Here is a 19,366-nt window from a genome sequence, read left to right on the forward strand (position 1 = left end):
ATACGAGCATCCCACTATAGCCGGCCGCAGGCTATGTCCACGGAAGGGAACTGCATGTCTTTTGCATCGTGCGCAGCGGCTGCGAGGACTTGCATGAAAACAGCCATTCGCCTTTGCCTGCTGCTCGCCTCTCTGCCGGCATCGCCGGCGCATGCCGGCTGGCAGGCAGTCGAGAAGGTCGAGACCTATGCCGTCTCAGGGCAATCCGGGCCGGAGCTCTATGCCTCGATCGGCGGGCGCGGGCCGCTGCTCGGCGAGCGCCGCGTCATCGCGCATACCAATTTCAAGCTGACCTGGGTGAGGGACTACCAGCCGCAAGGCGACGCCTGCGTGCTGGTGTCGGCGCGGCCGAAGCTGATCATCACCTACACCTTGCCGAAGCCGGCCGCGCGGCTGCCGGGCGCCATCCAGAAGAACTGGGAGGTTTTCGCAACCGGCCTCGCCGCCCACGAGAAGGTGCACGGCGCCAGCATCATCGACATGGTGCACAAGATCGAGGCGGCCACCATCGGCCTGACCGTCCCCGACGACCGCGGCTGCAGCAAGATCAGGACCGAAGTGACGAGACGGCTCGCCGGAATTTCGCAGGCACAGCGGCAGGCGAGCCGCGATTTCGACCGGGTCGAATTCGGCCCGGGCGGCAAGCTGCGGCAGCTTGTGTTCACGCTGATGACCGGGGGATGATGCTGCGGGGCGGCGCAGGGCACCATATCTGTCGGCCAAGCTCATGCCTGCTCGGTCGGATAGAGCGTCAGGATGTTGACGTTGACCCGTGGCGGCTGCGTCACCGCATACTGGATGGCGGCGGCGATGTCCTCGCTTTCCAGCTGCTCCATGTCGCCAAGCCTTAGCTCGACCGCCTGGCGCACATCGGCGCGCATATTCTGGGTGAACTCGGTCTTGACGGCGCCAGGCTCGATGCAGGTCACGCGGATGCCGTCCTTGCCGATCTCGCGGCGAAGCGATTCCGCCATCGCGCTTACCGCGTGCTTGGTGCCGGAATAGACCACCGAAGGGTGGATATAACGGCCGGTGCCGGAAGAAACGACGACGATGTGGCCGGCGCCTTGCCGTTGCATCGACGGCAGCGCCGCATGGATCGGATAAAGCAGGCCCAGAATGTTGACGTCGACCATCCGGCGGTATTCTTCCGGCGTCGTATTGCGGAACGGCGCGGCGACGCCGACGCCGGCAACCGCAAGCAGAATGTCGAGCCGGCCGTACTCCTGCAGGACCCGTTCGACCATCGCCGTGGCTTGCGCTTCGTCGGTGACGTCGACGGCAATTGGCAGCGCGGTGCTGCCGGTCTCACGGATCCGCCTCGCCAGATCGTCCAGGCGCTCAGTGCGCCGCGCGGCAATCGCCAGCGTGGCGCCCTCGGCCGCCAGCGCCAAGGCGGTGGCCTCGCCGATGCCGGAGGAGGCGCCCGTCACCAAGGCGATCTTGCCGCTCAGTTTTCCTGTCTGCATCGTTTTCTCCTGACGCTTTGAACACGCCCTGAAGCTAGGGCGCAGACATTCTGGGAACAATGCTGGGAGTTCTTGGGCATGATACTCCGCAGCGCCGCATCCCGCGGAGTACCTCAAGGCATGCGGGACAGCGCCCTCCAGCAAGCCCATGTCTGCGCAATTTTCCTTGAGCGAACGAGCGGGGCTTGACGCGACTGGAGGTGTTGCGTCTTGATATGGGGCTGCGGGGCTTCGCATGAAAACAGCTGATCGACTATGTCTGCGGGTGGCTTGTTTGCATGCGACGCGCTTGCATGCAGCACCGCGATCCTCTGGCGACCGACCGGGCTGAGCGCAAGATGAAGGTCCTCGTCGTCTATTGCCATCCCTGCACCGACAGCTTCAACGGCGCCGTGCGCGATACGGTGCTGGAGACGCTTGCCGAAAGGGGGCATCAGGTCCACCTGCTCGATCTCCATGCGACCGGCTTCGATCCAGTCATGCGCACGCAGGAATGGCGCGGTTACCACGACAAGGCGGCGAACCTGCAACCGGTGCACGAACATGCGCAGGAGCTGATCTGGGCCGAGGCGGTCGTCTTCATTTACCCGACCTGGTGGTATGGCGTGCCGGCGATGCTGAAAGGCTGGCTGGAGCGTGTGCTGGTGCCGGGCTTCGCTTTCGAGATGCCGACCGCACGACGCGGTCCGCGGCCCAAATTGCGGCACATACGCCGGGTGGTGGCGATGACCACATGCGGTGCCACGCCGCTGATGTCGTGGATCATGGGACAGCCCGGCCGGCGAACCCTGCTGCGCGGCTTCCGCTCCGTCTGCCATCCGCTGTGCCGGACCAAATTCCTGGCGCTCTACCGGATGGACAGCGTCTCGGCCGCCGGACGCCAGGCGCATCTGCAGCGGGTCAGGAAAGCGGTTGCCGGTCTTGGCCGCGCTGATGCCATTGCCGCCACGGTGCCTGGCTGATTTGGTCGAGCGAGCCGCCGAGGGCTGCTGGCATCGCTTCGATGTGTCGGATACGATCAGTTGTACAAGTCGGCGCCGCCCCTCATCGCCCTGCCGGGCACTTCTCCCCGTATAGTGACGGGGAGAAGGGGCTGGCCGCAGCGTTGGCGTCGTTTCTGCACCGCCGATGTTTGGCGAAATCACCGATGACGAGGCCCCTCTCCCCGTCACTATACGGGGAGAGGATGCCGGCAGGCAGGTGAGGGGCAACGCAAACGCTTAGAGGGCGAATTCAAAACTGAGAGATTGCCTTGGGTCGCTGGCAGAGGCGCGTTGACTCTCTTCGCCATTTCTGGAATCCTGGAATTATGGACAAGACACTCGCCCTTTCGGCGCTTGCCGCGCTCGGCCAGGAAACCCGGCTGGACGTTTTTCGCCTTTTGGTGCGGGCTGGAGCCGACGGCGTGCCGGCGGGCGAGATCGCTTCGCGGCTCGCCGCGTTCCCGAATACGATGTCGGCCCATCTCAAGATCCTGTCGCATGCCGGCCTGGTGCGGACCGAACGGGAGGGCCGCAGCGTGCGCTATTTCGCCGATATGGCCGGCTTTCGCGATCTGCTGGCCTACCTGATGGAGGACTGCTGCAATGGCGCGCCGGAACTTTGCCAGCCTGTGATCCAGGCTGTGACCTGCAACTGCTAGAAGGGAGGTGCGCGATGAGCGAGCCATACAATGTTCTTTTTCTCTGCACCGGCAATTCGGCAAGGTCGATTCTCGCCGAGGCGATCCTGAACCGCGTCGGCGCAGGCAAGTTCAAGGCCTATTCGGCTGGATCGCATCCGAAGGGAGAGGTTCATCCTTACGCCCTTCAGCTTTTGAAAAGCCTCAACTACGACACGTCGTTCGCCCGTTCGAAAGACTGGCAAGAGTTTGCGGAGCGGGGTGCCCCAGAGATGAATTTCGTCTTCACGGTCTGCGACAATGCCGCCAACGAATCATGTCCGGTCTGGCCCGGGCAACCGATGACGGCGCATTGGGGCGTACCTGATCCTGCAGCCGTCGAAGGCACCGAGGCGGAAAAGCATCTCGCCTTCGCCGAAGCCTACCGCATGCTCAACAACCGAATTTCGATCTTTGTCAGCCTGCCGATCAATGCGGTCGACAGACTTGCGCTGCAGAAGCGCCTCGACGAGATCGGCCGCAATCTGCCGAAGGCCGGCTGAGGTGGTTCAGCTTTCCCGGCGCCTTGTTGCCGAGGCCCTCGGCACGGCTCTGCTGGTCGCCACCGTGGTCGGTTCCGGCATCATGGCTGACAGGCTGAGCAACGATGTCGCCGTCTCGCTGCTCGGCAACACCTTGCCGACCGGGGCGATCCTGGTCGTGCTCATCGCCATATTCGGGCCGATCTCCGGAGCGCACTTCAACCCGGCGGTGACGCTGGTGTTCGCGCTTCGGCGTGAAATCGAAACGAACGCAGCGCTGGCCTACGTCGCCGCCCAGATTGCCGGCGGCATCGCTGGAACGTTCCTGGCGCATGCAATGTTCGAATTGCCGATCCTGGAAGTGTCGGCGACGGTGCGGACCGGAGGCGGCCAATGGATTGCGGAGCTGGTCGCCGCCTTCGGGCTGGTCTTCACCATCCTTGCCGGCCTGCGTTCCCGCCCGGATTCTATCCCTTGGCTGGTTGGGCTCTATATCACCGCCGCCTATTGGTTCACCGCGTCGACATCCTTTGCCAATCCGGCCGTCGCCATCGCCCGAGCGTTCTCCAACACTTTTGCCGGCATCCGCCCCGCCGATCTGCCGGGCTTCATCGCCGCCGAACTTTTGGGCGCGTTGCTCGCCATGGGATTGGCAGGGTGGCTGCTCGCCCAACCGAAACCAGTCGGACAGATGAAAGCTGCGCAATGACCGTCACCATCTACCACAACCCCGATTGCGGCACCTCGCGCAACACGCTGGCCATCGTCAGGCAGTCCGGCGAGGAGCCGAAGGTGATCGAATATCTGAAAACCCCGCCGTCGCGCGAAAAGCTCGTCGAGCTGATCGCCGCAATGGGCATGACGCCGCGCCAATTGCTGCGCCAGAAGGGCACGCCCTATGCCGAACTTGGCCTGGGCGACCCGAAGTGGAGCGACGACGAGATCCTCGATTTTATGCTGGCGCATCCGATCCTGATCAACCGGCCGATCGTGGTGACGCCGCTCGGCACCATGCTCGCCCGACCCTCCGAAGCGGTGCTCGATATCCTGCCCAATCCGGATATCGGCCCCTTCACCAAGGAGGACGGCGAGGTCGTCGTCGACGCCAGCGGCAAGCGCGTCGCCTAGAGTATTTCGACATTTCTCGAAATTTGCTTTGACGCCACGACGGATCGCGCCTACCTATTTCGATGAAACTCGAAATAAGGAAGTTTTGAAGCCATGAAACCAGTCGATCACGCAGGGTCCCTGCCAAACATAGATATGGAGCAACTCCCGGCAATCGATGCATCTGCGCTGTTCGATGTGGCCGCGTCGGTCCATAAGCCTCGGATCTTGATGCTCTACGGCTCCTTGCGGGAGCGTTCCTATTCCCGCATGGCCACTGAGGAAGCCGCACGTATCTTGACCTGGCTTGGCGCTGAAGTCCGCATCTTCAACCCTGCCGGTTTGCCGCTGCCGGATTCGACGCCCGCCGATCACCCCAAGGTGAAAGAGCTGCGTGAGCTGTCGCTTTGGTCCGAAGGCCAGGTCTGGTGTTCGCCTGAACGTCACGGTTCGATGACCGGCATCATGAAATCGCAAATCGACTGGCTGCCATTGTCGTTGGGTTCGGTGCGGCCCACCCAGGGCCGGACGCTTGCCGTCATGCAGGTTTCCGGCGGCTCACAAAGCTTCAATGCCGTCAACCAACTGCGTATCCTGGGCCGCTGGATGCGTATGTTTACGATCCCGAACCAATCGTCGGTGGCAAAGGCATTCAACGAATTCGATGCGGCCGGGCGCATGAAGCCCTCGCCCTACTACAACCGCATAGTCGACGTGATGGAGGAGCTGATGAAATTCACGCTTCTTCTGCGCGAATCGGTCCGCCTATCTCACCAACCGCTATTCCGAACGCGTCGAAAGCGCGGAAGAGCTTGCCAGACGGGTAAACCAGCGGTCGATTTGAGGCAGACGATTGGCGCAAAGGGGGACGGCGATTGCCCGGTTATTCGATAATGTTCGAAATAAACGTTGACGCCCTGTCTTCTTGGAAGTATGGTATTTCCATGAAACTCGAAAAAGCAGCTGCGCAACTTGAAGCCCTCGGCAACCCGACGCGGTTGCAGCTCTACCGCACCCTGGTGCGGGCGGGCGATGAAGGGCTGCCGGTCGGGCGCATCCAGGACAGGCTCGGCATCGCCGCCTCGACGCTGTCGCATCACCTCAAGCGGCTGGTCGACACCGGCTTGGTGACGCAGGAGCGGCAGGCGACGACGCTGATCTGCCGGGCCAACTATTCCGCCATGAACGGGCTCATCGGATACCTCGCGGACGAATGCTGCGCCGACGCCACCTGTGCGCCGGCATCGGTGAAAGCGACGGCCAAGACGGCGGCGTAATTTTTTTGGCATTGTAATTCGAAACTACCGGAAGGATGGAAGATATGGATATGATCGAAAGGCTTCCCGTTGCGGTGATCGGCGCCGGGCCGGTCGGCCTGGCGGCAGCGGTCCACCTCATCGCGCAAGGTATTCCTGTCAAAGTCTACGAAGCCGGCAATGCGGTTGCATCCAATCTCAGGGATTGGGGCCATGTCCGGGTGTTCACGCCTTGGCGCTATTGCGTCGATCAGGCGGCTAGAAACCTGCTCGAGGTGCATGGCTGGCGGATACCGGAGCCCGAGGCATTCCCGACGGCAAACGATCTCGTCGCGGACTATCTCGAGCCGCTTGCAAAGCTTCCGCAATTGTCACCGTCGGTCGAAACCGGCGCCCGCGTCGTCGGCATTTCGCGCTGGGGCGCCGACAAGGTGCTGAGCAAGGAACGCGAAAACCGGCCGTTCATGCTGGTGGTCGAAACCGCCAGTGGCACGCGGCGCGACAGCGCCCGCGCCGTCATCGATGCGTCGGGAACCTGGCAAATGCCGAACCCGCTCGGCGCCGGCGGAATTCATGCCGTAGGCGAAGCGCAATTTGCCGACCGCATCGCCTACGGCATTCCCGACATCCTCGGCCGCGACCGCAGCCTTTATGCCGGCAAGACGACGCTGGTCGCCGGCTCCGGCCATTCGGCCGCGAATGCCTTGCTGGATCTCGCCAGGCTGGCGGATATGGAGCCCGGCACGGCCTTCATCTGGACAACGCGCGGCACCGACCTGGTGCGCATCTATGGCGGCGGCGATGCCGACCAATTGCCGGCACGCGGCGAACTCGGCGCCGAAGTGCGCGAACTCGCCGAGAGCCGCGGCGTCAGACTGGTGACGGGCTTTGCAGCCGTTTCGATCCGCGATGCCGACGGCCGGCTGGTCGTCGAAGGCCAGACCAAGGACGGCTTGCAGCGGATTGGCCCGGTCGACCGCATCATCGCCGCGACCGGACAGCGCCCCGATCTGTCGCTGACGCGCGAGCTTCGGCTCGAACTCGATCCGTGGCTGGAAAGCGTCAAGGCGCTGGGACCGCTGATCGATCCCAACGAACATTCCTGCGGCGACGTGCCGCCGCACGGTCACCGCGAGCTCAGCCATCCCGAGCATGGGTTCTACACAGTCGGCATCAAGAGCTATGGCCGCGCGCCGACCTTCCTGCTGCTGACCGGGTATGAGCAGGTGCGCTCCGTCGCCGCGGCGATTGCCGGCGACATGGTTGCGGCCGACAATGTCCAGCTCGTGCTGCCCGAGACCGGCGTCTGCACCGTGCCGAGGATCGGCATTGTCGACAAGGGTTGCTGCGGCGGTCCGGCGCCGGCGGCTTCGGGCGCCTGCTGTGTCGCCGACGCCGAGGCGAAGGCGGTCGGCAAAAGCGGCTGCGGCTGCAGCGTCGCGGCATGAGCCTTCTGGCGCCTTCGCCCACCATCTTGCGCAGCCGCGGCGCGATCATCACCGCGCTTGGCCTGACGCAGATCATGGCGTGGGGGTCTTCCTACTATCTTCCCGCGGTCATCGCGCCGGCGGTCTCCTCCGATACCGGCTGGCCGCTGGCATGGGTTGTCGGCGGCCTGTCCCTCGGCTTGCTCACGGCAGGATTGATCTCGCCGCGCGTCGGGTCGTCGATCGAGCGGCATGGCGGCCGCAACGTTCTGGTGTTCAGCGCCGCATGCATCGGGCTCGGCCAGATCGGGCTGGCTCTAGCCCCTAATCTTGCGGCCTATATCGCAGCCTGGCTGGTCATCGGACTGGGCATGGGGGCTGGGCTCTACGATGCCGCTTTCGCGACGCTTGGGCGCCACTACGGCCACGGCGCGCGCTCCGCCATTACCACGCTGACGCTGTTCGGCGGTTTTGCCAGTACGATCTGCTGGCCGATTTCGGCCTGGCTTCTTGGGGAGGTCGGCTGGCGCGGCACCTGCCTGGCCTACGCTGTCTTTCAGCTGGTGATTGCGCTTCCGCTCTATCTCGTGATCCTGCCCCGCGAGGCGCCGCAACCGGCAGTCGGGCCAGGATTGCCGGTCGGGCCAGGATTGAAAGAGGTGACGCCGGCCGGCGAAGGCAATCCCGATCCATCGATCATGATCGTGTTGGCCGCCACCCTTACGCTTGCGGCGGTGATCTCCTCGACGGTGTCGGTGCATCTGCTCACCATCCTGCAAGGCAGCGGCATGGCGCTGGCCGCGGCCGTCGGGCTCGGCGCGCTGGTCGGCCCGTCCCAGGTGGCGGCGCGCGCGATCGAGATGACCATCGCGCGCTACCACCATCCGATCCTGACCAAGTTCGCCTCGGTTACGTTTGTGGCGATCGGCGTTTCGGCGCTCTGGGCCGGCATGCCAATCATCCCGCTGGCGCTCGGCTTCTATGGCGCGGGCATCGGCCTGGAATCCATCGCGCGGGGGACGTTGCCGCTCGCGCTGTTCGGCTCGAACGGCTACGCGAAGCTGATGGGCCGCCTCGCCATGCCGAGCCTGATCGCCCAGGCGGCGGCACCCTCGGCCGGCGCATTGCTGCTGGAGCGCTTCGGCCCGCATGGGACGTTGGCCGCGCTTTCTGGTCTGGCGCTGGCCAACGTCATCCTCGCATGCGGCCTGGGCTGGCGGATGCTCCGCTGGCGGCAATCGCAGGTTCAAACCCGATAGGATTTCGACCCGCGTTCAGCGCCTCAACTGGAGAGCGGGAGATCTTCCAAGGGATCGACAAGGAAGGACGCGGCGATCAGATCGTCCGAGTCGAGGCGCAATGAGCCTTCGGCGCCGCCCATGATGGCGGCAACCTTTTGAAACGTCTTGATTTCGTGCTCGGTAATCTGGGCAGTTTGCATTCTGGATTTGAGGTCAGCGACGCGCAGCCCCAAACTGTGGGACATTCCGATTTTACGGTTCGACATGGTAAGATGCTCCTCCCCGGCCCATGTTTGTTTTGCCACCCGCCCTTATTCGCATTTCCTCCGCCTGCCTAAATATGAGGCAGCGCGAATACAGCGCCCGAACGCCCGATGCAAGGGAAGGTTCCGGTGCGCAGCGGTCACGAAATAATAATACGAAGGAAGCACGGCCGATGGTCCGGCCGGAGGTAGGACTTAGGTACGATGCCCCGCCGGACAGAGGGCTCCGGTGGCTTATCGGCTGGCGAGGACCATGCGGTTGCCTTCGCTGTCGCGAAACTCCGCCACCGTGCGCCCCGGCTGCCACGGCGCATCATGCGGTTCGGTGATGATTTCGACGCCGCCCGCCTTCAACGCCGCGCTCATTGCTCCGACATTTTCGTCGACCAGCACCAATACGGGCTCCGCGCCGGGGGCGTCGTCGGCGCGCCTGATGAAATGCAGGTTCGTCACGGCATGCGGAAATGCCAGCTCGATCCAGCGCCAGCCGCCATCGCCCATCTTCTGGTCGGCCAGCACCTGACAGGCGAGATGCCTGGTGTAGAACGCCTTGGCGCGGTCCTGGTCGAACACCGGAAGCTCGGCAAACTGGATATGCATGGTCGTCTCTCCTGCTTGATGGCTGCCGCGCAGCCGCCCACGCGGGAAAGACGATGCGGGCAACCGAAAAGATTCTTCCACAAGGAGAATCTTTTCAGCGCAGCCGGTCGTCCTTCGTTCATACCAACCAGTCAGGAGACGACAATGGACTACGCGCTCATTCGATACGGTGTGAACCAAGCCGACCTGGAAGATAACCGCGCGCTGGTCGAAAAAGTGTTCGAAGCGCTGGGCGAGGCGGCACCGCCGACGGTGCGCTATCTCGTGCTCGAGCTGGACGACGGCTCGTTCGTCCACATCGTCGGCCAGAACGGCGATTCGTCGGCGCTGACCGGGCTTGCCGCCTTCAAGGCATTTGCGGAAAACCACGCCGAACGCCGTTCGACCCCGGCAATGCGATCGCCTGTCAAAGTCATCGGCAATTACCGTATGCTGGCGGATCAGGAAGCCGGGTAGCGCCTGCCATGCCGCTCGCGCAGAAACGGGATGCTACGCCGAAAATGAACAGGGCGACGTTGGAGGCGATGCTCGTCGGGTTGCGGCCAAGGCTGCATCGCTACTGCGCGCGCATGGCCGGCTCGGTGATCGACGGCGAGGACATCGTTCAGGAGGTGCTGATCAACGCGCTGCAGGCGATCGACGGCGGTGCGATGGTCGAGCGGCCGGAGCAATGGCTGTTTCGCATCGCCCACAATGCCGCGCAGGATCATCTGCGGCGGCGCAATCGGGAAAGGTCGCGCATGACCGAGGCCGACATGAGCGTCATCGAGGATCCCTCCGGCAGCGCCGACAGCCGGCTCGCCGCCCAGACCGGCCTGCGCGCCTTCATGCAGCTTTCGGTGCCGCAGCGCAGTGCCGTGATCCTGGTCGACGTGCTCGGCCTCAGCCTGCACGAGACCTGCGAAGTGACCGGCGCGACGCTCGCCGCCACCAAGGCCGCGCTGCATCGCGGGCGGGCGCAGCTCAAGCTGCTGGCGCTGCAGCCCGAGCAGGCGCTCGCGCCGAGGCTCGACGCCGATGACGAGCGCCGGCTGCGGCGCTATGTCGACCTGTTCAACGCGCGCGACTTCGACGCGGTCAAGGCACTGATCGCAGAGGACGTCCGGCTCGAAGTCGTCAACCGCGTCCGCCTGCGCGGCAAGGCCCAGGCGTCGACCTATTTCGGCAATTACGACCGTATCAGCGACTGGGCATTGTCACTCGGCTTCGTCGACGGCAGGCCGGCGATCCTTATCCGCGACCCGCAGGCGGCCGACGGCACCGTGCGCGGCTTCGTGCTGGTTGAATGGGCGGGCGATGAAATCATCCAGATCCGCGACTTCCGCTATGCACCGTGGTGCCTGGTCGATGCGGAAATCAGGGCCGTGGAGAGGTGAGGCGAGCGCTGGAAATGGTGCGGAAATGGCGCGCGGAGGCGACAGGGCCAAGGTTGCGCTTACCGGACCAGTCTGCGATCGCCTCAATCCCCAAGCTGAGGGGCTCGCTTCCGATTTCGGGAGCGGTATCGTCGCGAAGAGGATCTACGGCCCACACCCGTCATGCTCGATACAGAGCGGCGCCAGCTTTCGGATCAGGCAGCCTCCTCCTGGGTGACCCAAACGCAATTGCCACCTGGCAGCAAGTTCTTAGAGCGGTTCCGGTTCTCCTGGAACCGGTAACTCGCTCTAACTATCTGTTTTGCCGCATCTATTTGGCTGCAAAATTCGCTAGCCGATACGCACGCGGCGCGTCACCTGGCCATTGCTTTCCCAGTATGTGTGTTTCTTGGCAATCAAGGGATCGTCCATCGCCGGTTGAATTTGTCCCGTGGTGCTGACCGCGCGCGAGGTCACCGTGTGTTCTCCAGAAGAGGGATTTGCCCAATCCAGGGACCAAATTTTCCAGGCGTGTTCTGCCTCCTCACTGTGGTCAATGGTCGCTGGTGCCCAAGGCCCCTGATCGATTTGCACTTCGACCCGGTCGATCGGCGCCCCCCAGGCTGCCCCAACGATGCGGTAATCCGAGTCTTTCCGGGTAACCTTCGCAGGCGCGGACTTTATCAGCGCTCGCCCAACTGAAGTCTCGGCCCATACGGTCTCGCCGTTGTGGTCCTCTTCCCGGATGGTGACATAGTCACGGGCCATCAGAAGGCTCATGAACCGCGTATCGCGAACCTCGATGCGCTTTAGCCACTTGACGTTGGCGATCCCGTACCAGCCTGGAGCAATGAGCCGTACCGGGAAGCCGTTGGCCGCCGGCAAGGCGGCTCCATTCATTTCATAGCAGAGGAGATTGTCGGGGTTCATCGCGTCGGCGAGCGACATGCTACGAGCGAAGTTCTGCTGCATCTTGACGTCGCGTATCGGGACCTCGCCTGTGTCGGTACCGAAAAAGACGACCTCGATGCCCTTCTCCAGAACACCGGCTTCCTCGAGGATCGGGGCGAGCGGCGTCCCTGCCCAACGGGCATTGCCGATGCCGCCGGTGAAAAAGGGAAATCCGTGGTTGCCCGAGCATTCCACTGTGAAAACGACCTCCTGCCGCGGTCGCGCCCTGATGTCGGCGAGCGTTAACTCCAAGGGCTTCTTGACCAAGCCTCCGATCTCCATCGACCATGTCTTCTCGTCGATCGTTGGTCGGTTGAAATGCGAGATGCTGAAGAACTTGTCGTTTGGCGTTATCCAGCTATCCAAATCCTCCCAGACAAGCTGCTTCTGGATACCCACCGGATCGGGATTTTTGGTCGGCTGATCCAGCCACGGAATAACTTCCTCGCTCGGCCGTGTTGGAAAAGCGTAAGCCCGACGCGAGGTATAGAGAGCAGCAATTGCGGCAAGAGCCGCGCTTCCTTGAACAAGAAGTTCTCTGCGCTGAAAATCAGGCATGTTGTTTACCTCCCAGTTGATCCGGAACGGGCTGCAACGTGCCTTAGGCCGTAGCCTGATCACGGATAGGCGACACAATGTGAGGTCTGCCCATCCGGAAGTATCCGGATAGGTCAGACAATCACCGACGCAAGTCAGGCATGTGAAGCGTTGGACGAAACTCTGGCTCGCGTTTCGCATGCCAAGAGTGCGCCTTTGAGAAGGAAGTGTCCACAACTTGGACGGGACATGATGATGATTGCGGCATTCCATGCCGATTTCCGGTCCTGCCAAATCCTTGCTGCTCGGATCGCTGCCGAACGCCCCTTCTGGGGTCATTTCCGGACCTTGGCGGGTTGCGCTCGGAAACGCTTGTTTCGACCCACGTCTGCCGTTCCGATATCGCCCCGCCATCTCCGGGGGTATGTTCACCCAAATTCGACAAGAAACCGCATTGGCCTGCCGCCTCTTGTCGCGATCACTCTTGGCGCCACAGGATGGCGGCACGGCCGGCGCAGGTGTATGATGATGGTCTAATACTTCGCATCAGGGAGGACAGCATGACGTCTTGGGAAATCAAGGGACGGGAACTCGTCAATTGCACCTGCGAATATGGCTGCAACTGTCAATTCAATGCGCTGCCCGACAAAGGCCATTGCCATGCGGTGGCGGGCATCCAGATTGACGAAGGTCATCATGGCGAAACCGCTCTCGACGGCCTGCGGATCGCTGCGATCTTCAAATGGCCTGGCGCGATCCACGAAGGCAATGGCGAAGCCATCGCTTTCGTCGACGAGAATGCAACCGACCGGCAGCGTCAAGCGCTGCTGCGCATCATGACCGGCCAGGACACCGACCCGTTCGCGACGATGTTCGCCGTCTACGCCTCAACCGTGACAAAAATGAATGAGCCGGTTTTCACCAAGATCGATCTCGACCTCGATATCGACGGCCGCAGGGGCCGCATCTTCGTCAAGGACTACATCGAAACGGTCGGCGAACCAATTCGCAACAAGGTGACGGGCGCGGACTCGCGCGCTCAGATCGTGTTGCCGAACGGCTTCGAATATGCGGTCGCCGAGATCGGCAGCGCTTCAAGCACAACCAGCGGGCCGGTTCAGGTGAATATGAAGGACAGTTACGGCCAGTTCGCCCGGCTGCATCTCAACAATCACGGGGTGGTGCGGGCCTGACGCGCCGCATGGACGGTGGGTCGCCACTGGAACGGCTGCTCAGACGCGACCGCGTCATCACGATTGCGGGCGTGGCGGCGCTGTGCCTGCTGGGCTGGCTTTATATCGTCGCCGGTGCAGGGCTCGGCATGAATGCGTGGGAGATGACGAGGGTCGCGCTATTCCCCCACCAGCAAACCGCCGACATGACCTCCGATATGTCTGGCATGGACATGCCCGGCATGGACATGAGCGCAATGGCCACGGCGACGGAACCGCGGGTCTGGGGGGCGGCGAACTGGGCGCTGATGATCGCCATGTGGTGGGTCATGATGATCGCCATGATGTCTCCGAGCGCGGCGCCGACTGTCCTGCTCTATGCGCGCGTGCATCGCCATGCGCTCGCACAAGGGCAGATCCAGGACAAGCTCGCGCCCACCGGCGTATTTATGGCAGGCTACCTCCTGGTCTGGCTGGGGTTCTCCGTCGCGGCAGCTGCGTTGCATTGGCTGCTCGAACGCGAGGCGGTCGTTACCGCGGCGATGATGAGTTCGCAGAGCCGCTGGCTTTCGGGCATCGTCCTGATCGCCGCGGGCCTGTATCAGCTCTCGCCGCTCAAGAACGCCTGCCTGTCGCATTGCAGGGCACCAACAGCATTCCTTTCCCGACACTGGCGTCCCCACGCGCTTGGCGCGCTGCGTTTGGGCGCACTGCACGGGGCGTTTTGTGTCGGATGCTGCTGGATGCTGATGGCGTTGTTGTTCGTGGGTGGCATAATGAATCTGGTGTGGGTTGCCGGGCTCGCTATTCTGGTGCTGGTTGAAAAGGTGTTTCCTGTCGGCCAGTGGGTTGGCCGGGCGGCCGGCATCGCCCTGATCGCCTGGGGCAGCGCAACGCTTTTGGTCTGACGACCAGGGCCGCCTCGAATGTCGCATTTGCAGGAAACGATCGCTCCTGGCGCCAAGTGCACCGCCCCAGCCAGGCCGGCTCACAACGCGTCGGGGCGGACCGGCGGTGACGTCAAGCTTACGCAGGCATTCAGGCGTCAAGGAACTTTGAATCCTGGCGTCCGTTTATCCGAATGTCGGGTATGAAGGGCTCCGCCATGAATGTCGGCGACGAAAGGACTGTATCCGTTTGGGCGAGAACCGAAGTCGCGCCTGATGCGGTTCCGCTCGAGCGGAGTGAACAGGTCGATGTCGTGGTCGTCGGATCTGGCATTGTCGGACTGTCGGTCGCCTACGAACTGGCCATCGCCGGGCAAAAGGTGGCGGTGCTCGATCGCGGCCGGATCGGAAGCGGCATGACGGCCCGCACCACCGCGCACCTGTCATCGATCTGCGATGACTATTTTTCGGAACTGATCAAATTGCGCGGCGAGGAACTGGCGCGGATTTACTATCAAAGCCAGTCGGCCGCTATTGACCGTATCCAATCGATCCTGGAGGCGGAGGGTATGGCGTGTGATTTCCGCCGCCTCGACGGTTTTCTGTTTCCGGCGTCGGGCAGGAAGGAATCCGTCATCGAGCGCGAACTGGACGCCGCTCTGAAGATCGGGGTCGACGTCGAGAAAACCGCAGGCGTGCCGTTTGCAGGCTTTTCGGATGCACCGATCCTTCGCTACGCCAATCAGGCGACATTCCACCCGCTCAAATATCTCCGCGGGCTGGCTGCCGGCATCCGCGCGCACGGCGGCGCGCTTTATGCGGAGACCATCGTCGATAAGGTCGAGGAGACCGACGGCGGCGTGCGCGTAAGCACGGTCTCGGGCTTTGCCGTGTCTGCCAGGTCGGCCGTTGTCGCCACCAACTCGCCGATCAACGATCGGGTCGCGCTCCATACCAAGCAGGCGCCGTATCGGACCTACGCCATGTCGTTCGAGATCGCGCGCGACGTTTTGCCGGATGCACTCTATTGGGACACGCTGGACCCCTATCACTACGTCCGTCTGCAGCCTGGCGAAGGCAAGACCGACTTTCTGATCGTCGGTGGTGAAGACCATAAGACAGGGCAGGCCGACGACGCCGACCACCGCTTCACGGCCCTGGCGGCCTGGATCAAAAAATTGGTGCCCGATCTCGGCGCGGAAGCCAATCGATGGTCCGGGCAGGTGATGGAGACGGTCGACTATGCCGGGTTCATCGGCCGCAATCCCGGTGATCGGCGAGTCTTCGTTGCTACCGGCGATTCCGGCCAGGGCATCACCCATGGGGTCGTGGCAGGCCTGTTGATTTCGGACCTGATTCTGAAGGGGGAAAGCCCCTGGCGGGAACTTTACGAACCCTCTCGCAAGACGGTACGGGCGATCGCCGATTATCTAGCGGAGAATGCGACAGCGATCAGGAGTTTTGCCGAGTATGTCGCGCCTGGTGAAATCGATTCCGCCGACAAGCTGCGGCCGGGGCAGGGCGCCATCGTCCGCGAAGGTCTTACCAAAGTCGCGGCCTTTCGCGACGAGGACGGCACGCTCTACAAACGCTCGGCCGCATGTACCCATGTCGGCTGCCATGTCCATTGGAACTCGCTGGAACGCTGCTGGGACTGCCCCTGCCACGGCTCGCATTTTGCCGTCGATGGCACGGCTTTGAACGGGCCGGCCGTATCGCCCCTGGCTCCTGCCGGATAATCTTTTTTCGCCCCGGCCGCGCAGCTCACAATTCCTTTTCGGCGAGCTCGCGAAACGCGTCGGGAACGGACCGCGACAGTCCGAGCGCGACCGAGGCGTAGCCGACCGCCTCCCAGCCGAAGCGGTCGCGGATCTTGTCGACGGCGCGATCTGCGGTCCAGCGCGCCGCGCCCTTCCTGGTGCCGGGGCGGCAGCGGTCGTCGGCGAGCCCGAGCGGCAGTTCCAGTTGCAGGCCGGCATGCTGCTCCAGATGCGAGACAGCGATCGCCAGCAGCGAGATTGTCTTTTCGTGCGGATGGTCGATGAGCACCTTGCGCACCAGCGCCTCGGCGATCTCGGCCAGCATGGCGGTTGCCGATATCGGCTGGTCGAGCGTGATCGAGCGCGTCATCGAGCGCAGGTCGGCAAAGCGGACGCGAACCGTCACCGTGCGGCCGGGGCGGGATTTCGCCCGCAATCTTGTGGCGACCCTATCGGCCAGATGCAGCAGCGCAGGCACGAAGACCTGCTCCTCGGCCGGTTTTCGGCCGAGCGCCGATTGCGCGCCGGCCGAGCGCGCCCGGCGCTGCGTCTCCAGCTTACGCGGATCGCGGTTCCACGCCAGCGCGTTGAGTTTTTCTCCCGCCGCCGGCCCGAGCAGGCGCTCCAGCGCGCCATCGTTGGTCTTCGCCAGCTCGCCGATGGTGTTGACGCCGATGCCGGCCAGCCGCTCCCTGGTGACCGGGCCGACACCCCACATCAGCTCGACCGGCAGGTGGTGCAGGAACTCCAGCTCGTGGCGCGGATCGACCACCACCAGCCCGTCGGGTTTTGCGACCTGTGAGGCGATCTTGGCCAGATGCTTGGTGCGGGCTACGCCGACCGAGATCGGCAGGCCGAGCTCTGCCCGCACGCGGTGGCGGATCTTGCCGGCGATCTCGGCCGGCGAGCCGAACAGGTGGGTGCAGCCGGCGACGTCGGCAAAGGCCTCGTCGATGGAAATTCGCTCGACCACCGGCGTGAAATCGCCCAGCACCTTGATTGCCGCATCGCCCAGCCGCTGATAGTCCTTGAAATGGCCGCCGACGAAAATGAGTTGCGGGCAGAGTTCCTGCGCCCGCCGTCCCGGCATGCCGCCGCGCACGCCGAACGCCTTGGCTTCATAGGATGCGGCGAGCACTACCCCGCCGCCGACGGCAATCGGCTTGCCGCGCAAGGCCGGGTCGAGCAGTTGTTCGACCGAGGCATAGAAGGCATCCAGATCCGCGTGAAGGATGTTGGCTTCCATCCGGCCCGTTCGCCCGCGGCGGTTCGAACGCCGCCTTGTCTAGAGTTTTGATGAGAACATAAAGAGAACATTGTGGGCGGATTGTCAAGCGGCGCGGAGGGCAGGTGAAGGGCAATTGTTTCAGTTTGGCGCCCTCTGTCTGCCTGCGTTCCAGCGTTGGTGGTTGGCGAAAGTCGAAGCAACATCCAATCTCCCCCCTTGCGGGGGAGATGTCCGGCAGGACAGAGGGGGGTGGGACGGATCGCCAACTTCGACTTCAGTTGTTGCCAACTCGAATCAGCCTGAGGGTTTGGCTCCGATTGGTTGACAGGTCGGAGGGACAGCACCCCCCTCTGCCCTGCCGGGCATCTCCCCCGCAAGGGGGGAGATCGGCAGCTTCGCCGACGGCGCCTGCTGCAGCGACCTACAGCGCCATCTTGTAGCCGAGATGGCTGGCGGTGAAACCGAGGCGCTCGTAGAAGGTGGGCGCTTCCCGTCGACTGTTGTCCGTGGTGAGCTGAATGAGGCTGCAGCCGCGCGAACGGCACGCTTCAATCGCCCATTCGATCATCAGCTTGCCGACGCCGCGAGAGCGCCATTGCCGGGCGACGCGAACGCCTTCGATCTGGCCGCGCCAGGCGCCTTTCCTCGAAATGCCTGGAAGGAAGCTGAGTTGCAGCGTTCCGACCAATTGCCCGGCCTCGACGGCCACGGCCAGCAACTGGTTGGGATAGGCATCGATCGCGCTGAAGGCATCGAGATAGGATGGCGCGAGCGGCGGGGACGGGTCTTCCCGGTCTGCGCCGAGCGCATCGTCGGCAAGCATTGCAACGATCGCCGGCAGGTCGGGCGCCTGGGCACGACGGAATTCGATCTCGCTCATCGCGCGGAGACATACGGCGCAGTGTTGGCGATCGCAATATCCGTTTTGACTGCAAGGGGGGCGCGCGTCTTCAGGCGGCCTCCAACGCCCAGAGGCGATAGCCGTAGCGGCGGAAGAAGCGGGCGAAGAGGCGCTGCTGCCTGGCGCGGGCGAGGTCGGCGCTGCGCCTTTCCTGTCGCCAGTGCGGCATGTTGCGGAACATCGACAGGAAGCGGGCGGCGTCCTCGATCGCCTCCTCGGCCGACTGCGCCGGGCGGATCGCCGCCAGGAACAAAGCGCGGCTCGGCTTCATCCGGTCGATCGCCGCCTTGCGCTGGCGATGGCCCTGGCGCGCCGTGCGGATGCCGTCCTGGCGGATGGCCGCGAAGGCGGCAAGCATGGCCGGGCTGTCGCCGGCATAACCGCAGGCCTGGGCGAGGTCCATCGTCACTCCCTTGCATTCGGTGGACGGAGCGGCCGCGGCTGCGCCGATTCCAGCTTGCATGGTATAGAAGCATAACTCAAATAAATGAACAAGTGAAACTTTCACGTTGGTGTAAGCGGAACCGACTCGACTCCGCCTCGAAAACCGATAATGTGAACAAAGCAGGAACAACGATGGGGATGGCCATGGCATTAGCGGGCAAGGAAGCGACGATCGCCGATGTCGTCTCGATTGCCGTCGAGTGCATCGATTGCGGCCGCAACAGGTGGTGGAAGCCGGCCGAGCTCAAGCGGCATGGGGTGAGGCCGGAGACACCGCTATCAGCACTTTCCGGGCGCCTGATCTGCAAGGCCTGCCGGGCCGACGGCCTGCCGGGCGCCGCCGTTTCGATCCAGGCTGCCTTCATCGACGACCGGCAGCGAGCCCGCGCCGAGGCGCGCCTGCTCAACGGTCGAGAGCTGGAGCAATCGAGGCGGGCTTGAGGGGGAGGGCGTGCTGCTCTTCCCTTCTCCCCTTGTGGGCCTGTTGCGTAATTCGCTGATTGTGATTCTCTGAGGTGGACGGTCTGAGGGAATCGCGATGGCAGTGAAGCAGACGGGCCAGTTGAGCTTGGCGGAGGCTTTTCTAGGCACCAAGCTTGTGGGCGGCACTTCGCCGCTCGACCGAT

The 19,366-nt window shown here is 63.4% G+C and carries 22 protein-coding genes and 1 pseudogene; 16 read left to right on the forward strand and 7 right to left on the reverse strand.

The features are described from left to right. Nucleotides 1-93 precede the first annotated feature (93 nt). Nucleotides 94-684, forward strand: a complete 591-nt coding sequence (locus NKH05_RS14925) for a DUF922 domain-containing Zn-dependent protease (protein ID WP_023722916.1) — start codon at nucleotides 94-96, stop codon at nucleotides 682-684. Between the two features lie 41 nt (nucleotides 685-725). On the opposite strand, the gene NKH05_RS14930 is transcribed toward NKH05_RS14925, so the two are convergent. Continuing rightward, the gene (locus NKH05_RS14930) at nucleotides 726-1,469 is read right to left on the reverse strand and encodes an SDR family oxidoreductase (protein WP_023722917.1); all 744 of its coding nucleotides are present in this window, start codon (nucleotides 1,467-1,469) and stop codon (nucleotides 726-728) included. 293 nt (nucleotides 1,470-1,762) lie between these two features. On the opposite strand from NKH05_RS14930, the gene NKH05_RS14935 reads away from it, so the two are divergent. From NKH05_RS14935 to NKH05_RS14975, 9 genes and pseudogenes are all read left to right on the forward strand, one after another. After that, nucleotides 1,763-2,431, forward strand: coding sequence for an NAD(P)H-dependent oxidoreductase (locus NKH05_RS14935; protein ID WP_352494409.1), 669 nt, complete (start codon nucleotides 1,763-1,765; stop codon nucleotides 2,429-2,431). A 347-nt stretch (nucleotides 2,432-2,778) separates the two neighbouring features. Continuing rightward, nucleotides 2,779-3,111 (forward strand): ArsR/SmtB family transcription factor, encoded by a 333-nt coding sequence (locus NKH05_RS14940; protein WP_023722919.1) that lies wholly within the window; start codon nucleotides 2,779-2,781, stop codon nucleotides 3,109-3,111. Between the two features lie 14 nt (nucleotides 3,112-3,125). Further along, the gene (locus NKH05_RS14945; protein ID WP_023722920.1) at nucleotides 3,126-3,632 is read left to right on the forward strand and encodes an arsenate reductase ArsC; all 507 of its coding nucleotides are present in this window, start codon (nucleotides 3,126-3,128) and stop codon (nucleotides 3,630-3,632) included. A gap of 1 nt (nucleotide 3,633) precedes the next feature. Next, nucleotides 3,634-4,320, forward strand: coding sequence for an aquaporin (locus tag NKH05_RS14950; RefSeq protein WP_023722921.1), 687 nt, complete (start codon nucleotides 3,634-3,636; stop codon nucleotides 4,318-4,320). Further along, nucleotides 4,317-4,739: an arsenate reductase (glutaredoxin) gene (gene arsC, locus NKH05_RS14955; protein ID WP_023722922.1), complete on the forward strand. Its 423-nt coding sequence runs from the start codon at nucleotides 4,317-4,319 to the stop codon at nucleotides 4,737-4,739. Before NKH05_RS14950 ends, arsC begins: the two co-directional genes overlap by 4 nt. Nucleotides 4,740-4,874: 135 nt before the next feature. After that, nucleotides 4,875-5,562 (forward strand): annotated as a pseudogene (gene arsH, locus NKH05_RS14960) (arsenical resistance protein ArsH). Nucleotides 5,563-5,662: 100 nt separating this feature from the next. Next, on the forward strand, nucleotides 5,663-5,995 hold the full coding sequence (locus NKH05_RS14965; protein ID WP_352481662.1) for an ArsR/SmtB family transcription factor: 333 nt from the start codon (nucleotides 5,663-5,665) through the stop codon (nucleotides 5,993-5,995). 50 nt (nucleotides 5,996-6,045) lie between these two features. Then, a complete protein-coding gene (locus tag NKH05_RS14970; RefSeq protein WP_353025627.1) occupies nucleotides 6,046-7,422 on the forward strand; it encodes an NAD(P)-binding domain-containing protein in 1,377 nt (458 codons plus the stop codon). Further along, nucleotides 7,419-8,660, forward strand: coding sequence for an MFS transporter (locus NKH05_RS14975; RefSeq protein WP_352494405.1), 1,242 nt, complete (start codon nucleotides 7,419-7,421; stop codon nucleotides 8,658-8,660). The genes NKH05_RS14970 and NKH05_RS14975 overlap by 4 nt, the downstream gene beginning before the upstream one ends. Nucleotides 8,661-8,683: 23 nt before the next feature. On the opposite strand, the gene NKH05_RS14980 is transcribed toward NKH05_RS14975, so the two are convergent. Together NKH05_RS14980 and NKH05_RS14985 are read right to left on the reverse strand one after the other, a co-directional pair. After that, complete coding sequence (locus NKH05_RS14980; protein WP_352640959.1) at nucleotides 8,684-8,908, reverse strand: hypothetical protein; 225 nt, start codon at nucleotides 8,906-8,908, stop codon at nucleotides 8,684-8,686. A gap of 231 nt (nucleotides 8,909-9,139) precedes the next feature. Continuing rightward, the gene (locus NKH05_RS14985; protein ID WP_352481659.1) at nucleotides 9,140-9,505 is read right to left on the reverse strand and encodes a VOC family protein; all 366 of its coding nucleotides are present in this window, start codon (nucleotides 9,503-9,505) and stop codon (nucleotides 9,140-9,142) included. A gap of 144 nt (nucleotides 9,506-9,649) precedes the next feature. Between NKH05_RS14985 and NKH05_RS14990 the strand changes: the two genes are divergently transcribed. Beyond that, nucleotides 9,650-9,961: a hypothetical protein gene (locus tag NKH05_RS14990; protein ID WP_023722929.1), complete on the forward strand. Its 312-nt coding sequence runs from the start codon at nucleotides 9,650-9,652 to the stop codon at nucleotides 9,959-9,961. A 44-nt stretch (nucleotides 9,962-10,005) separates the two neighbouring features. Next, the gene (locus NKH05_RS14995) at nucleotides 10,006-10,881 is read left to right on the forward strand and encodes a sigma-70 family RNA polymerase sigma factor (RefSeq protein ID WP_353025610.1); all 876 of its coding nucleotides are present in this window, start codon (nucleotides 10,006-10,008) and stop codon (nucleotides 10,879-10,881) included. A gap of 330 nt (nucleotides 10,882-11,211) precedes the next feature. On the opposite strand, the gene NKH05_RS15000 is transcribed toward NKH05_RS14995, so the two are convergent. Continuing rightward, nucleotides 11,212-12,369 carry a sulfite oxidase gene (locus tag NKH05_RS15000; RefSeq protein ID WP_353025611.1) on the reverse strand — a complete coding sequence of 386 codons (1,158 nt, stop codon included), beginning with the start codon at nucleotides 12,367-12,369 and terminating at the stop codon, nucleotides 11,212-11,214. Between the two features lie 539 nt (nucleotides 12,370-12,908). Here NKH05_RS15000 and NKH05_RS15005 point away from each other — a divergent pair. The 3 genes from NKH05_RS15005 to NKH05_RS15015 all read left to right on the forward strand — a co-directional run bounded on the left by NKH05_RS15005 (nucleotide 12,909) and on the right by NKH05_RS15015 (nucleotide 16,146). Beyond that, on the forward strand, nucleotides 12,909-13,541 hold the full coding sequence (locus NKH05_RS15005; RefSeq protein WP_029351172.1) for a DUF1326 domain-containing protein: 633 nt from the start codon (nucleotides 12,909-12,911) through the stop codon (nucleotides 13,539-13,541). Between the two features lie 8 nt (nucleotides 13,542-13,549). Further along, nucleotides 13,550-14,428, forward strand: coding sequence for a DUF2182 domain-containing protein (locus NKH05_RS15010; protein WP_353025613.1), 879 nt, complete (start codon nucleotides 13,550-13,552; stop codon nucleotides 14,426-14,428). Between the two features lie 197 nt (nucleotides 14,429-14,625). Beyond that, nucleotides 14,626-16,146: an FAD-dependent oxidoreductase gene (locus NKH05_RS15015; RefSeq protein WP_352481713.1), complete on the forward strand. Its 1,521-nt coding sequence runs from the start codon at nucleotides 14,626-14,628 to the stop codon at nucleotides 16,144-16,146. 25 nt (nucleotides 16,147-16,171) lie between these two features. Here NKH05_RS15015 and dinB read toward each other — a convergent pair whose 3' ends face one another. From dinB to NKH05_RS15030, 3 genes are all read right to left on the reverse strand, one after another. Next, on the reverse strand, nucleotides 16,172-17,413 hold the full coding sequence (gene dinB, locus NKH05_RS15020; RefSeq protein ID WP_353025614.1) for a DNA polymerase IV: 1,242 nt from the start codon (nucleotides 17,411-17,413) through the stop codon (nucleotides 16,172-16,174). Between the two features lie 403 nt (nucleotides 17,414-17,816). Continuing rightward, the gene (locus NKH05_RS15025) at nucleotides 17,817-18,275 is read right to left on the reverse strand and encodes a GNAT family N-acetyltransferase (RefSeq protein WP_353025615.1); all 459 of its coding nucleotides are present in this window, start codon (nucleotides 18,273-18,275) and stop codon (nucleotides 17,817-17,819) included. Nucleotides 18,276-18,345: 70 nt separating this feature from the next. Continuing rightward, on the reverse strand, nucleotides 18,346-18,699 hold the full coding sequence (locus NKH05_RS15030) for a hypothetical protein (RefSeq protein WP_353025616.1): 354 nt from the start codon (nucleotides 18,697-18,699) through the stop codon (nucleotides 18,346-18,348). Between the two features lie 185 nt (nucleotides 18,700-18,884). Here NKH05_RS15030 and NKH05_RS15035 point away from each other — a divergent pair, with 185 nt between their 5' ends. Then, nucleotides 18,885-19,181, forward strand: coding sequence for a hypothetical protein (locus NKH05_RS15035; protein WP_031195369.1), 297 nt, complete (start codon nucleotides 18,885-18,887; stop codon nucleotides 19,179-19,181). Nucleotides 19,182-19,366 lie beyond the last annotated feature (185 nt).

The organism is Mesorhizobium sp. M1399 (assembly GCF_040317735.1).
GTDB lineage: Bacteria > Pseudomonadota > Alphaproteobacteria > Rhizobiales > Rhizobiaceae > Mesorhizobium.